Source organism: Pararhizobium sp. DWP3-4 (assembly GCF_049898205.1).
In the GTDB taxonomy this organism is placed as follows: domain Bacteria; phylum Pseudomonadota; class Alphaproteobacteria; order Rhizobiales; family Rhizobiaceae; genus Pararhizobium.
The window spans coordinates 312,770-325,968 of sequence record NZ_JAFCXF010000007.1; the positions used below are offsets into that span (position 1 = coordinate 312,770).

Annotated in this window: 14 protein-coding genes; 10 read left to right on the plus strand and 4 right to left on the minus strand. The window is 59.3% G+C overall.

The genetic code is table 11. The annotated features are described in order from the left end of the window. Nucleotides 1–2: 2 nt before the first annotated feature. The gene (locus tag ACP7E6_RS19910; protein ID WP_426231439.1) at nucleotides 3–881 is read right to left on the minus strand and encodes an FCD domain-containing protein; all 879 of its coding nucleotides are present in this window, start codon (nucleotides 879–881) and stop codon (nucleotides 3–5) included. A gap of 269 nt (nucleotides 882–1,150) precedes the next feature. Between ACP7E6_RS19910 and ACP7E6_RS19915 the strand changes: the two genes are divergently transcribed. The 10 genes from ACP7E6_RS19915 to ACP7E6_RS19960 all read left to right on the plus strand — a co-directional run bounded on the left by ACP7E6_RS19915 (nucleotide 1,151) and on the right by ACP7E6_RS19960 (nucleotide 12,206). After that, the gene (locus ACP7E6_RS19915; RefSeq protein WP_426231440.1) at nucleotides 1,151–2,656 is read left to right on the plus strand and encodes a UxaA family hydrolase; all 1,506 of its coding nucleotides are present in this window, start codon (nucleotides 1,151–1,153) and stop codon (nucleotides 2,654–2,656) included. A gap of 31 nt (nucleotides 2,657–2,687) precedes the next feature. Continuing rightward, entirely contained in the window at nucleotides 2,688–3,707 is a 1,020-nt protein-coding gene (locus ACP7E6_RS19920; RefSeq protein WP_426231441.1) for an aldo/keto reductase, read from the plus strand. A 30-nt stretch (nucleotides 3,708–3,737) separates the two neighbouring features. Next, the gene (locus ACP7E6_RS19925; RefSeq protein WP_426231442.1) at nucleotides 3,738–4,184 is read left to right on the plus strand and encodes an RbsD/FucU family protein; all 447 of its coding nucleotides are present in this window, start codon (nucleotides 3,738–3,740) and stop codon (nucleotides 4,182–4,184) included. Between the two features lie 241 nt (nucleotides 4,185–4,425). Then, nucleotides 4,426–5,415: an ABC transporter substrate-binding protein gene (locus tag ACP7E6_RS19930; protein WP_426231443.1), complete on the plus strand. Its 990-nt coding sequence runs from the start codon at nucleotides 4,426–4,428 to the stop codon at nucleotides 5,413–5,415. Nucleotides 5,416–5,537: 122 nt separating this feature from the next. Further along, nucleotides 5,538–7,088, plus strand: coding sequence for a sugar ABC transporter ATP-binding protein (locus tag ACP7E6_RS19935; RefSeq protein WP_426231444.1), 1,551 nt, complete (start codon nucleotides 5,538–5,540; stop codon nucleotides 7,086–7,088). Nucleotides 7,089–7,130: 42 nt separating this feature from the next. Continuing rightward, entirely contained in the window at nucleotides 7,131–8,105 is a 975-nt protein-coding gene (locus ACP7E6_RS19940; RefSeq protein ID WP_426231445.1) for an ABC transporter permease, read from the plus strand. An 88-nt stretch (nucleotides 8,106–8,193) separates the two neighbouring features. Next, nucleotides 8,194–9,213 (plus strand): zinc-binding alcohol dehydrogenase family protein, encoded by a 1,020-nt coding sequence (locus tag ACP7E6_RS19945; protein ID WP_426231446.1) that lies wholly within the window; start codon nucleotides 8,194–8,196, stop codon nucleotides 9,211–9,213. Between the two features lie 254 nt (nucleotides 9,214–9,467). Further along, nucleotides 9,468–10,742, plus strand: coding sequence for a polyhydroxyalkanoate depolymerase (gene phaZ / locus ACP7E6_RS19950; RefSeq protein WP_426231447.1), 1,275 nt, complete (start codon nucleotides 9,468–9,470; stop codon nucleotides 10,740–10,742). Nucleotides 10,743–10,887: 145 nt separating this feature from the next. Further along, a complete protein-coding gene (locus ACP7E6_RS19955) occupies nucleotides 10,888–11,316 on the plus strand; it encodes a DUF2852 domain-containing protein (protein ID WP_426231448.1) in 429 nt (142 codons plus the stop codon). A 131-nt stretch (nucleotides 11,317–11,447) separates the two neighbouring features. Beyond that, nucleotides 11,448–12,206 carry a M48 family metallopeptidase gene (locus ACP7E6_RS19960; protein WP_426231449.1) on the plus strand — a complete coding sequence of 253 codons (759 nt, stop codon included), beginning with the start codon at nucleotides 11,448–11,450 and terminating at the stop codon, nucleotides 12,204–12,206. A gap of 36 nt (nucleotides 12,207–12,242) precedes the next feature. Here the strand turns inward: ACP7E6_RS19960 and ACP7E6_RS19965 are convergent, their stop codons facing one another. From ACP7E6_RS19965 to ACP7E6_RS19975, 3 genes are read right to left on the minus strand one after another with little or no spacing between them, the layout of a single operon-like run. Next, on the minus strand, nucleotides 12,243–12,443 hold the full coding sequence (locus tag ACP7E6_RS19965; protein WP_426231450.1) for a YqaE/Pmp3 family membrane protein: 201 nt from the start codon (nucleotides 12,441–12,443) through the stop codon (nucleotides 12,243–12,245). A gap of 56 nt (nucleotides 12,444–12,499) precedes the next feature. Further along, nucleotides 12,500–12,865: a type II toxin-antitoxin system VapC family toxin gene (locus tag ACP7E6_RS19970; protein ID WP_426231451.1), complete on the minus strand. Its 366-nt coding sequence runs from the start codon at nucleotides 12,863–12,865 to the stop codon at nucleotides 12,500–12,502. Continuing rightward, nucleotides 12,859–13,074: a CopG family transcriptional regulator gene (locus tag ACP7E6_RS19975; protein ID WP_426231452.1), complete on the minus strand. Its 216-nt coding sequence runs from the start codon at nucleotides 13,072–13,074 to the stop codon at nucleotides 12,859–12,861. Before ACP7E6_RS19975 ends, ACP7E6_RS19970 begins: the two co-directional genes overlap by 7 nt. Between the last annotated feature and the right edge of the window lie 125 nt (nucleotides 13,075–13,199).

Sequence of the window (13,199 nt, forward strand, 5' to 3'; positions counted from 1 at the left end):
GGCTATTGAATGGACTGGAGCAGGGTTTCTCGCGCAGACTTGAGGTGTCTGCGGCATGCAGCCTCCACTTTTACAGGGTCGCGGGAGCGAAGGGCGGCGATATAGTCGAGATGTTCTTCCAAGGCCCGGGCGTTGCGCTCGCGCGCATTCGTCTTGTTCCACTGGTAGTGGTAGTGAAAGACGATGGTGATGATGTCGTAGAAATCGATGATGAACCGGTTGCTCGATGACGTGTGCACCAACAGATGGAAGCGCTCGTCGAGTTCGGAGAATTCCTTGTAGCGATTGTCGATATCGGCGAGAATTTCACAGTGTAAGGCCTCGATCCGGTCGAGATCGGCCCAGGCCGTGTGTTCCGGCGCAAGGGCGGTGAAGCTTGCAGCAGAACGCAGTTCGAACATTTCGCGCACTTCCGTCAGTTCCAGCGCAAACTCGCGGGTAAAACCCTTCAGGATCCAGTGGCTGTTCGGCCGCTTCTCGATCAGGCCGAAGCGGCTGAAGCGAATCAGGAATTCGCGCACGCTGGTGGTGCCGGTGCCGATATCGCGCGCCAGTTCCAGCTCGTTGATCTGCATGCCGGGCTCGGCACCGCCGGCCAGAATCCGGCGCATGAAACTGCGCTCGATGATGTCGGACAGCGAATCGGTTTCTTCCGCGGGGTAATAGTCCTCCGGCTTCGGCTGGCGCAGGACAACCTTTGCCCGCTTGTCCCAGGCCAGCAGCTGTAGCTCTTCCATACGCGTCAGAATGGCGCGGATGGTCGTGCGGCTGACGCCGAGCGTTGTGCCCAGTTCCGGCTCGGACGGCAGGCTTGAGGTTTCCGCCAGGAGCTTGAGGCAACGGTTGAAGGCGTCCTTGAAGACGGTATTCTGTTTCGCCATGGCTGTATCGACCGGATATGAGTTCTGTAAGCCCAAAGCGTGGGCGGGGTTTTTTTAACGTGCTCTATCCGACCGGTTTGATCCTGTCTTCGATTTTGCTCTGCGGGTTCATTGTGTTTCGTCCCTGATTTTGTTTTTGGTGCGGTGCTTGCTTCGTGCCCTCCAGCCGCATCCCATAATACCCATTGACGATAAACTGTCTATTGTGGATAAAAGACAAAATGAATGAGAGGCTCATTCGCATAAGAATTGCCAGGGAGATACCAAGGGTGACCGCACCTTCCTTCATCGTTTTGTCGCCGGACGACAATGTCGCCGTCGCATCGCTGGCCATCGAGGCGGGTGGTGAACTGCCGGGCGGCGTGCGCGCAAACGGCAAGATCGACCCCGGCCATAAGGTGGCGATCCATAACGTTCATGTCGGCGAACCGGTGGTGAAATACGGCCAGGCGATCGGCCGGGCGACCGTCGAGATCGCTGCGGGCGACCACGTTCATTCGCACAATCTGGCCTTCGATCAGGACCGCCTGTCGATCGGTGCGCCGGTCCCGCCGGAAGCGGCCAGCATCGCCGACAAGGCCCGAACCTTCATGGGCTACCGCCGCGCCGACGGGCGCGCCGCGACCCGCAATTTCATCGGCATCATCGCCAGCGTCAACTGTTCCACCACCGTCTGCCGTGCCATCGCGGAGGAAGCCAACAAGGTCATTCTGCCGCGTTATGAAGGCATCGACGGTTTCGTGCCGATCGTCCACGATCAGGGCTGTGGCATGAGTTCGACCGGCGACGGCATGAAGAACCTGCACCGGACCCTTGCCGGCTATACGCGCCATGTGAATTTCGGCGGCGTGCTGATGGTCGGGCTTGGCTGCGAGGTCAACCAGCTGACGCTCTACGGCCAGTCGGGCGCCGGTGCCGGCAAGCGGCATTTCAACATTCAGGATGCCGGCGGCTCGCGCCGCGCGGTTGCCCGCGCGCTGGGCGTGCTTGAGGAGATTGCGGCGGAAATCGGAACGGCCAAGCGAATTCCGATCCGGGTCAGCGAAATCATCGTCGGGCTGCAATGCGGTGGCTCGGATGGGCTTTCGGGCATTACGGCCAATCCGGCTTTGGGGGCAGCGGTCGATATTCTGGCCGGTGCCGGCGGTACGGCCATCCTGTCGGAAACCTCGGAAATCTACGGTGCTGAGCATCTGCTGCGCAGCCGGGCCGTCAATGATGGCGTCGCGGAAAAACTCGACGGCCTGATTTCCTGGTGGGAAGACTATGTCGCCATGCACGGCGCTTCGCTGGACAACAATCCTTCGCCGGGCAACAAGCGCGGCGGCCTGACGACGATCCTGGAAAAATCGCTCGGTGCCGTCGCCAAGGGTGGCCGCTCGCCGCTGACGGCGGTCTATCATTATGCCGAGCGGGTGACGGAACACGGCCTCGTCTTCATGGATACGCCCGGCTACGACCCGGTCTCTGCGACAGGACAGGTCGCGGGCGGTGCCAATGTCATCACGTTTACGACCGGTCGAGGCAGCTGTTTTGGCTCGCGTCCATGTCCGTCGATCAAGCTGACCAGCAACACGGCACTGTATCGCGCCATGGAGGAAGACATGGATATCGATTGCGGCACCATTGCTACGGGTGACGCGACGATAGCCGGCATGGGCCGCGAGATCTTCGATCTGATCATCGATACGGCGTCCGGCAAGAAAACCAAGAGCGAGCTGTTCGGTTACGGCGACAATGAATTCGTGCCCTGGCACCTGGGTGCGACACTCTGACGGGCGGCCGTTGGAGCGGAGGAGAGAATTGATGCAGACACGCAAAATCGGCCAGACGGACCTTTCCGTCACCGAATACAGCTTTGGAACGGCGCCGCTCGGCGGCATGTACCGGGCCTGCCCGCGCGAAGCGGCCATGGAAACGCTGGAGGCGGCCTGGTCCGCCGGCCTGCGGTTCGTCGATACGGCACCCTGGTACGGGTTTGGTCTTGCCGAGCGTCGCATCGGCGATTTCCTGCGTGACAAGCCCAAGGGCAGTTATGTTCTGTCGACAAAGGTTGGCCGGCTGCAGCGGCCGGTCGCCGACGATGAGGTGCCAAGCTACGGTTTCGTCGATCCGCTGCCATTCGATACGGATTACGACTATTCCTATGACGGTATCATGCGCTCGGTCGAATTCAGCTATGCCCGCCTCGGGCTCAACCGCATCGATATTCTCTTCGTCCACGATATCGGTGTCTATACGCATGGCGCCGAGCGCAACGCGGTCTATCTTCGCCAGTTGTTGGATGGCGGGCTGAAGGCGCTGGACCAGCTGAAATCGAGCGGTGCCATTGCTGCCTATGGTCTGGGTGTCAATGAAGTGCCGGTTTGCCTCGATGTGATGGCTAAGGCGGATATCGACTGCATCCTTCTGGCCGGGCGCTATACGCTTCTTGATCGCACCGCCACCGCCGAATTGCTGCCGCTCTGCGAGAAAAAGAAAACCTCGCTGGTGGTTGGCGGCGTTTTCAATTCGGGTATTCTGGCCACCGGTCCGGTGGAGGGATCGCATTTCGACTATATGCCGGCGACCCCGGACGTTCTCGACAAGGTGAGAGCAATGGAGACGATTGCGCGATCTCAAGGACTGCCGCTGGCAGCACCGGCGATCCAGTTTCCGTTGCAAAGCCCGGCAGTTGCCTCGGTTCTTCTCGGAACAGCCAAACCGTCGAGCCTGACCCGCAATATGGAATTGACCGAGCGGCGTCTGCAGCCGGACGATTTCAAGGCTTACGAAGCGCATACGTTGGTAGCCCCCGAACTCGGCGCAGACGCTGTTCGGGTTTAGCCGACTTTCAAGAGACAAAGGAAAAACGGAATGCTGAAGGGAATACATCCATTGCTCGGTCCGGAATTGCTGCATGCGATCCGCACCATGGGGCATGGGGACGAGATCGTGATTGCCGATGCCAACTTTCCGGTCAGCACGATGGGGCCGAAGGTGGTACGGGCAGACGGGGTCGATGCGCTGAGCATTCTCGAGGCTATCCTCGCCCATATGCCGCTCGACACGTTCGTGGATGAATCCGCCTGGCGCATGGAAGTCGTCGGCGATCCGCAGGCGGTGCCGGATGTCTGCGTCAAGTTCCAGAGCCTGGTCAAAAAACTTGCCGGCGACTTCAAGGTGGTGCCGATCGAGCGCTTTGCCTTCTACGAGCGCTCGCGCAAGGCTGCCTATATCGTCGCGACGACGGAATTCCGGCTGTACGGAAATATCATCCTGAAAAAGGGTGTCGTGCATCCGCAGGAACTCTACCGCGTCTGACACGGGCAGCGGAACCCGGCCCATGGAGGCGGGCCGGTTCATCTTCGCGATGAAAAAACAAAGGCTTGGCGCTGGGAGGCAAGCAATGTTCGAGGAAATGCTGGACCGCTTGCAATTTCGAAATTGCTGAGATAGCTTGCCAAGGCAAAATGTTTTTTATGGATAAAAGATCGAGCCGTTTGCGTCTTGCGGCCCGGTCTGAGGAGAACTGAACAAGACGTTGTTGGAGGAGAACAACACCATGACTCTTATGAAGAATATCCTGTCGCGCCGCGACTTTACCAGCCTGGCCGGTGCCGCTGTTTTCGCAACGATGATGCCGATGGCGTCGTTCGCACAGGATGTCACAATCCCGATCATCGTCAAGGATACCACGTCGTTCTACTGGCAGATCGTTCTGGCCGGCGCCCGCGCTGCCGGCAAGGATCTCGGCGTCAACGTGCCGGAACTCGGCGCCCAGTCGGAATCCGACATCAACGGCCAGATCACCATTCTGGAAAATGCCGTTGCTGGTGCTCCGGCCGCTGTCGTCATCTCGCCGACGGAATTCAAGGCGCTCGGCAAGCCGATCGATGAAGCTGCCAAGACCGTGCCGATCATCGGCATCGACTCCGGTGCCGACTCGAAGGCCTTCACCTCATTCCTGACCACCGACAACGTCCAGGGCGGCCGCATCGCAGCCGACGGTCTTGCAGCTGCCATCAAGGAAGCAACGGGCAAGGAAGAAGGCGAAATCGCCATCATCACCAGCCTGCCGGGTGTCGGGTCGCTGGATCAGCGCCACGAAGGCTTCGTCGAAGTCATCACTGCCAAATATCCGGGCCTCAAGGTCGTTGCCGACAAATATGCCGACGGCCAGGCAACCACCGGCCTCAACATGATGACCGACCTGATCACCGCGAACCCGAACCTCGTTGGCGTCTTCGCGTCCAACCTGATCATGGCGCAGGGCGTTGGCCAGGCGATCGCTGAAAACAAGCTCGGCGACAAGATCAAGGTCATCGGTTTCGACAGCGACGAAAAGACGGTCGGCTTCCTCAAGGAAGGCGTTCTCGCCGGCCTCGTCGTGCAGGATCCTTATCGCATGGGCTATGACGGCATCAAAACCGCTCTGGCTGCTTCGAAAAAGGAAAAGGTCGAGGCCAACGTCGATACCGGCGCAAACCTGGTGACCAAGGCCAACATGGCCGATCCGAAGATCGACGCTCTTCTGAACCCGAAGGTTAACTGATCGAAACAACACGGCAGGCCGTTCCGATGACGGTCTGCCGTCTGTCGCATAACGCGATCCAGATTTGTTTCAGCATGGCTTGGCTGTGCTGAAACCGATTTCGGATTGGGAGGAGAGTCGCCATGACCGGACTTCACGATGTCAGCCACCGGCACGAGGGCGCGGCGACGATTGCCAAACACCCCGTTCCCAAGGGCGAACCGATCCTGGAACTGCGCGGCCTGCAGAAAAAATACGGTGCCGTCGAGGCCCTGAAGCCGGCAAACATCACCTTTCTTTCAGGCGAAGTCCACGCGATCGTCGGCGAAAATGGCGCCGGTAAATCGACGCTGATCAAGCTTCTAACCGGGGTTATCCGGCGAACGTCTGGCGAGGTCTTCTGGTGCGGCGATGCGGTGCAGCTAGCCACGCCGAACGAGGCGATTTCGCGCGGCATCAATGCGGTGCATCAGGAGGTCGTGCTGTGCCGCCACCTGTCCGTCGCGGCCAATATGTTTTTGGGCGACGAGATCAACAAGAACGGCCTGATGCGCAAGCGCGCCATGACCGATGCAGCCCAGGCCGTGCTCAACGACCTCGGCTTCAATCTACCGGCCGCCGTCCTTCTCAGCGACCTGACGATCGGCCAGCAGCAGCTGGTGGCGACGGCGCGTGCGGCGATGCGCGGCACCCAGTTCCTGATTTTCGATGAGCCGACCGCTTACCTGACCCGCCAGGAATCGGCACAGCTCTTCCGGCTCATTCGCCGGCTACAGGCCGAAGGCGTCACCATCGTCTATATCAGCCATCGCATGGAAGAGGTTTTCGAGCTGGCCGACCGGGTTTCGGTGCTGCGCGACGGCACCCATATCGGCACGCGCAAGATCGCCGAGACCAATGATGCAGAGCTGATTTCGATGATGATCAACCGCACCATCGAGCAAATCTATCACAAGGAAACGCTGCCGATCGGCGCCACCATCGTCGAGACGCGCGGTCTGTCAGGCCCCGGCTTCTTGGATGTTTCGCTGTCGGTGCGGGCCGGGGAAATCGTCGGGCTCTACGGGCTGATCGGTGCCGGACGCAGCGAATTCGCGCTCGGTCTCTATGGCCGCCAGCCATTGAGCGCCGGAGAAGTCCATTGGCAGGGCAGCAAGGTCAAGATCCGCAACGAGCGCGATGCCATGGACCTCGGCATTGCGCTTGCGCCGGAAAGCCGCCGCGACCAGGGGCTCTGCCTCAACCTGCCGATCGGTCTTAACATCAATCTGCCGGTGTTCGACCGGCTGTCACGCGGCCTGACGATCAATCGGCGCAGTGAAATCGACAATGCCGATCGGCAGATCAACGACCTGAAGATCAAGACGCCGACGCGGCGTGTTTTGGCTTCGGCCATGTCCGGCGGCAACCAGCAGAAGATCGTCATCGGCAAATGGCTGAGCCATGGCGCCAAGCTGTTCATCTTCGACGAACCGACCGTCGGCGTCGATGTCGGCACCAAGGCGGAAATCTACCGGCTGTTTGCCAGGCTTCTGGAACAGGGGGCCGGCATCATCCTGATCTCGTCCTATCTGCCTGAAGTCTACGAGCTTTCGGACCGGCTGCACGTGTTCCGCCAGGGGAAGCTTGTCGCCAGCCACACCTATCGCAGTGCCTCTCATGAGGAAGTGCTGACCCAGGCGATCGGCGTCTAGCATGATGAAAAGACCGGATAAGAAAATGCGTGGAGGACAATCATGAGCGTAGAGACCACAACGGAAACCGCCCCGGTGCCGAAGAAGGGTATGAACATCCTGTTCGGCCTGACCTTGCTCGGGCTGTTGCTGTTCCTCTGGCTGCTGCTCGGCATATCGACGACGAGTTTCTGGACCTCCAATAATATCAGCAACCTGCTGCGTCAGGGGTCGATGACGGCGATCCTCGCTGTCGGACAGACCTTCGTCATCATCACCGCCGGTATCGACCTCTCTGTCGGTGCCGTGGTCGGTTTCTCCAGCGTCACCGTCGCCTGGCTTTTGCAGCATGGCGTGCCGCTCTGGCCGGCCATGGCAATTACACTTTTGATTGGAGTTCTGATCGGCGCCTTTCACGGTTTCGCCATCGTCCGCATGGGACTGCCCCCTTTCATCATCACGCTGGCAACACTGACCTCGTTGCGTGGCATAGGCCTGCTCGTCACTCACGGTTCGACGATTTCCATCAGCGATGAAAGCTTCACCAACTTTTCCCGTGCCGAGTTCATTGGCATTCCCAGCTTGTTCTGGATGGTCATTGTTGTTGCCATACCGGCCTATATCTTTCTGCATCTGAGCCGCTGGGGCCGCTATCTTTTTGCCGTCGGTTCCAATAGCGAGGCGGCACGCCTGTCCGGCGTCAACGTCAACCGTACGATCTATCTTGCCTATATCCTGTCTTCCACCTGCGCCGCCTTTGTTGGCCTGCTGCTCGCCTCGCGCATCGGCATCGGCAATGCGACTCAAGCGGAAGGATGGGAACTTCAGGCGATCGCGTCGTCGGTCATCGGCGGCACCAGTCTGTTCGGCGCTGTCGGGTCGGTGCATGGGCCGCTGCTCGGCGCCTTCATCCTGGCGACCATCAACAACGGCGCCAACCTGCTCAACGTCGATGCCTTCGTGCAGCGCATCATCACCGGCGTGCTGATCATCGTCATCGTCTATTTCGACCAGCTGCGCCGCCGCGGTTCGCGCTGATCATCGCGGATGTCCTGCCGGTTCTAAGCCGGCCGGATGCCTTTGCCATTAACCCCTCTGCGAATTGAGACTGCAAGGAACGCCTGCCATGAAAGCGGCCATCTGCCCCGAGCCCGGGCGCCTGGATATCATCGACAGACCAGCCCCGGGTTCGCCGCCAAAAGGCTGGGCGCGGCTGGCGGTCAGCCATGTCGGCATCTGCGGCACCGACTATCATATTTTCGAGGGCAAACACCCTTATCTCGAATATCCAAGAATCATGGGACACGAAATCTCGGCGACGGTAATCGAGCCCGGCGAAGGGGTGTCCTTGGCTCCGGGCACGCCGGTCATCGTCAATCCGTATCTGTCCTGCGGAATCTGCGTCGCGTGCCGCAAGGACAAGCCGAACTGCTGCACGGCGATCAAGGTTCTGGGGGTTCATACCGACGGCGCGCTGTGCGAGGAAATCCTCGTGCCCGAGGAAAATCTCCATCCGGCCGGCGATCTTTCGCTGGAGGCGGCGGCAACAGTCGAATTCCTGGCCATCGGCGCCCATGCGGTGCGCCGCTCGCAAGCGCCTGCTGGGTCGAGGGCTCTGGTCATCGGCGCCGGACCGATCGGCCTCGGGACCGCGCTCTTTTCGCGCATCGGCGGCCATCAGGTGACGCTGCTCGATACAAGTGCCGAACGCCTGCAGATGGCGGCCGAACGGCTCGATTTTGATGCAGGAATATTGGCCGGGGACGGCGCCTTGGAGGCCGTCTTATCGGCGACGGGCGGCGATGGTTTCGATGTGGTCTTCGATGCCACCGGCTTTGGTGGTTCGATGGAGAAATCCTTTTCCTTTGTTGCCCATGGGGGCTGCCTGGTCTTCGTCAGCGTCGTGAAGGACGATATCCGTTTCTCCGATCCCGAATTCCACAAGCGGGAAATGATGCTGGTCGGCAGCCGCAATGCGACGCGGCAGGATTTCGAGCATGTGGCGGCATCGATCCGCGCCGGGCATGTCCCGGTGTCGTCGCTGATCACGCACCGCACGACGCTGGACGCCGTCGTCGTCGATCTGCCACGCTGGGCGCATGAAAAGACCGGGTTGATCAAGGCCGTGGTCAAGGTCTCCCGGTAGCCGGATAGCTCGGCGGTGCAGTCTCCGGCATCGCTGTCCGCAAGCAGCTTCGCGCAAGCGCCTTTACCTACTATCAAGCCCTCTGTGGCACGCTTGTGAAGGTCTTGTCACAGAGGCGTTGAGGCATATTTATTGCGTCGCACAAGAAAAGTGCTAGTGTTGGCCTCACTTGCGGACGCAAAGAACAACAATTGCAAGGTTGCGTCCGGTTGGGAGCGGCGTTGTCGTTTACGGTAACAAGGAGAACGCTTCCGATGTTCTACCAGCTTTACGAGCTCAATCATGCGATGATGGCCCCCTGGCGGGCGGCCGCCGATGCGATGCGGCTCGCCTATGCCAATCCGCTCAATCCGATTGCGCATACCTATATGGGCAGGGCCGCCGCTGCCGGCCTCGAAGTCTTTGAACGCACCACGCGCCGTTACGGCAAGCCGGAGTTCGGCCTGCCTGAAACCGTTATCGATGGTGTTCCGGTTGCAGTCCGGGAGCGCATCGTCTGGCGCGAACCGTTCTGCAATCTCATCCATTTCCAGCGTGATTTGCCTAAGGGCAGGGCATCCGATCCGAAGGTACTGATCGTTGCACCGATGTCCGGCCATTATGCCACGTTGTTGCGCGGCACCGTCGAGGCGCTGTTGCCGCAGTCGGATATCTACATCACAGATTGGATTGATGCGCGCACGGTGCCCCTGACGGAGGGTACCTTCGACCTCGAGGATTATGTCGATTACATCATCAATATCCTGCATTTCCTTGGCCCCGACACGCATGTGATCGCCGTCTGTCAGCCCGCCGTGCCTGTGTTGGCCGCCGTTGCCGTCATGGAAGCCAATGACGATCCGCTATCGCCATCGTCGATGACACTGATGGGTGGTCCGATCGATACGCGCATTAATCCGACAGCGGTGAACAAGCTTGCCAAGGAAAAACCGCTCAGCTGGTTCCGTGACAACGTCGTCATGCCGGTTCCATTTCCGCAGTCCGGATTCCTGCGGCCGGTCTATCCAGGCTTTCTTCAACTGTCCGGCTTCATGTCGATGAATCTCGACCGCCATGTCACAGCCACTAAGGATTTTTTCGAGCATCTCGTCAAAAACGACGGCGATGCGGCCGAAAAACACCGCGATTTCTATGATGAATATATGGCGGTGATGGACCTGACGGCGGAATTCTACCTGCAGACCGTCGATGTGGTCTTCATGAAGCATGCGCTTCCAAAGGGCGAAATGATGCATCGCGGCCAGAAGGTGGACACGACTGCGATCCGCAAGGTGGCGCTTTTGACGGTGGAAGGTGAAAACGACGATATTTCCGGCGTTGGCCAGACACAGGCGGCCCAAACGATCTGTACCAACATCCCCGACAACATGCGCCTGCACTACATGCAGCCGGATGTCGGCCATTACGGTGTTTTCAACGGCTCGCGTTTCCGCCGCGAAATCGCTCCGCGCATTGCCGCGTTCCAACGCGAGCATGCCCGCAGCGCCAAGCCGGTGCGCCGGGTGATCAAAGGCGGCAAGACCGCCTGATCCCCAAAACATATCGATTTCATCGATCGATATCAGAGGCTTGCAGGAATTTGCGGACAATTGTCTTGCAGACCGGCAGGCCTCTTCCCATCTCGTAATAAGCGGGCCCGAAGGAGAGGCCCACTTTTAGCGAGGACTTCTGAACATGAACCAATCTGCATTGATCCGTCCGGACTGGACGCCAGCGACCATTGCCATGATGGTGCTCGGTTTCGTGATTTTCTGGCCGCTTGGGCTTGCCATGCTTGCCTATATTATTTTCGGCGAACGGCTGAAAAGCTTCAAGAAGGATGCCAACAACACCGTTGACGGCTTCTGCTCGTCGTTCAAGCGCAAGAGCCAGCGGTATGGCCGTTCAAGCTTCGGCACCGGCAATGTTGCTTTCGACGACTGGCGCGATGCCGAATTGTCCCGCCTCGACGAGGAACGCCGCAAGCTTGATGAAATGCGCGAACAGTTCGACGACTATGCCCGCGAACTGCGCCGCGCCAAGGACCAGGAAGATTTTGACCGTTTCATGCGCGATCGCAATCCCGGTGGTGCCGGTTCGGTCCCGGGCTTTCCGGCCAACTGATCTAGCGCTGATCGATAAGGTCACCCAAACGATAAAACCGGCATCCCACCAGATGCCGGTTTTTCTTTTCAACAGGGTTCCGCGCGTTCGGGATCATGCGTCCTTCAAACGAATCGGTTATCAAGACACTCATGTTCTCCCTGCTTCGAAAGACGCGTCAGCCCAAATCTCCGCCACCACCAGTGACGCGGACGATCGACGTTGCGGGCAAGGTCATGCCGCTGACCATTCGCCAGAATGCCCGGGCAACACGGATGACGCTGCGCATCGAACCGGGCGGCCGCGCGCTGAAGATGACCATTCCAGCCGGATTGCCCGAGCGCGAGATCACTGCCTTCCTCGATCGCCATCAGGGATGGCTGATGACTAAGCTCGCCCGGTTTTCCGGCGAGAGCGTGCTGGAGGAGGGGGGCACCATTCTTTTGCGCGGCGTGGCGCACCGGATCGAACGCACCGGCAAGCTGCGCGGCCTGACGGAGGCGGTAATCATCGATGACGAGCCGGTGCTGCTTGTCAGCGGTGCCGAGGAACATCTGCGCCGGCGGATTGCGGATTTCCTCAAGAAGGAGGCCCGCAAGGACCTGGAACAGCTGGTGTCGATCTACGCCCGGATGGTCGGCCGCAAGGTGAAGTCGCTGAGTTTCAAGGATACGCGCAGCCGCTGGGGCTCCTGCGCTGCTGATGGTGCCTTAAGCTTTTCCTGGCGGATCGTCATGGCGCCGCCAAAAGTGATCGACTATCTCGCCGCCCACGAGGTTTCACATCTGCGCGAGATGAATCACGGGCCGGATTTCTGGGACCTGTGCGAAGAGCTCTGCCCGGCAATGGACGATGCCAAGCGCTGGCTCAAGCGCAATGGCACCATGCTCCACGCAATCGATTTTGATTGAGTCTGTCGAGCTTATCGCTCGTTTACGGTCTGCGGCTCAACGCCGGTATTGATTGCCCAGCGCATCCCTGATTTTCTCGTCGGTCTTATACTGGCTAAGAGCGTAGACCGACCAGATCGCGGCGGGAATCCAGCCGATCAGAGTCACCTGCAGGATAAGGCAGATGATGCCCGCAATGGGCCGGCCGATGGTGAAAAACTGAAGCCAGGGCAGGATGATGGCAAGCAGGAGGCGCATGATGTTCTCCGTGTGTCTGCTGGGATATAGGAAGCCTCAGGAGCCATGCAACGGGTCTATATCGTATAGGGCATGCGCACGAAGGGCGAATCGGCCGCGAAATCCTTGGTGTTTCGCGTAATGAGCAACATGCCGTTTGCCTGTGCCGAAGCCTCGATAATCGCGTCCGGCAGCTTGATGCGCCGCTTGCGGCGAAGCGTCACAGCAAGATCGGCAATCGGTGCGGTCAGCCCGACCAGGTTAAAACCATTGAGAAAAGCGCGCGTTCCCGCCTCAGCCTCCTCGCGTGCGCCGGCCATCACCTCCATCCATGAAATGATGCTGATGGCCTTTTCCTCATAGAGAGCAAGCTCGTCGCGAGCCTTTGCAATACCATTGAGATAGTCGATCAGGATATTGGTATCGAACAGTGCCTTCACCATTCGCTGCGAACTTTCTCCTGATAAGACAAGCCGTCCACTGCGCTTTCACCCCAGAGCCCGAAGGCGTCGTTGATGTCGATGCGCTGGCGGCGCTGGATGTAATCATCGATCGCCGCCCGGATCACCGCTGCGCGCGACAGCTTTTCCGTCCTTGCAATGTCTTCAAGTGCCTGAACTTGAAGCTCGGTAATGTCGATCAAGGTTCTCATAATCGATATCCTATATATCGATATATGATATCATTTCATCGAAACCTTGTCATCTGCATGCCCTCGAAAGCCCGCATTTGTCGGTTTTAAGCTCGACTCAGACGATATTTCATGTCAGGTCGCTG

Excerpts from the sequence above, each read along its gene's own strand:
- ACP7E6_RS19910 (WP_426231439.1), bottom strand. The coding sequence starts at position 881 with ATGGCGAAACAGAATACCGTCTTCAAGGACGCCTTCAACCGTTGCCTC.
- ACP7E6_RS19920 (WP_426231441.1), top strand. The coding sequence starts at position 2,688 with ATGCAGACACGCAAAATCGGCCAGACGGACCTTTCCGTCACCGAATAC.
- ACP7E6_RS19925 (WP_426231442.1), top strand. The coding sequence starts at position 3,738 with ATGCTGAAGGGAATACATCCATTGCTCGGTCCGGAATTGCTGCATGCG.
- ACP7E6_RS19930 (WP_426231443.1), top strand. The coding sequence starts at position 4,426 with ATGACTCTTATGAAGAATATCCTGTCGCGCCGCGACTTTACCAGCCTG.
- ACP7E6_RS19935 (WP_426231444.1), top strand. The coding sequence starts at position 5,538 with ATGACCGGACTTCACGATGTCAGCCACCGGCACGAGGGCGCGGCGACG.
- ACP7E6_RS19940 (WP_426231445.1), top strand. The coding sequence starts at position 7,131 with ATGAGCGTAGAGACCACAACGGAAACCGCCCCGGTGCCGAAGAAGGGT.
- ACP7E6_RS19945 (WP_426231446.1), top strand. The coding sequence starts at position 8,194 with ATGAAAGCGGCCATCTGCCCCGAGCCCGGGCGCCTGGATATCATCGAC.
- phaZ (WP_426231447.1), top strand. The coding sequence starts at position 9,468 with ATGTTCTACCAGCTTTACGAGCTCAATCATGCGATGATGGCCCCCTGG.
- ACP7E6_RS19955 (WP_426231448.1), top strand. The coding sequence starts at position 10,888 with ATGAACCAATCTGCATTGATCCGTCCGGACTGGACGCCAGCGACCATT.
- ACP7E6_RS19960 (WP_426231449.1), top strand. The coding sequence starts at position 11,448 with ATGTTCTCCCTGCTTCGAAAGACGCGTCAGCCCAAATCTCCGCCACCA.
- ACP7E6_RS19965 (WP_426231450.1), bottom strand. The coding sequence starts at position 12,443 with ATGCGCCTCCTGCTTGCCATCATCCTGCCCTGGCTTCAGTTTTTCACC.
- ACP7E6_RS19970 (WP_426231451.1), bottom strand. The coding sequence starts at position 12,865 with ATGGTGAAGGCACTGTTCGATACCAATATCCTGATCGACTATCTCAAT.
- ACP7E6_RS19975 (WP_426231452.1), bottom strand. The coding sequence starts at position 13,074 with ATGAGAACCTTGATCGACATTACCGAGCTTCAAGTTCAGGCACTTGAA.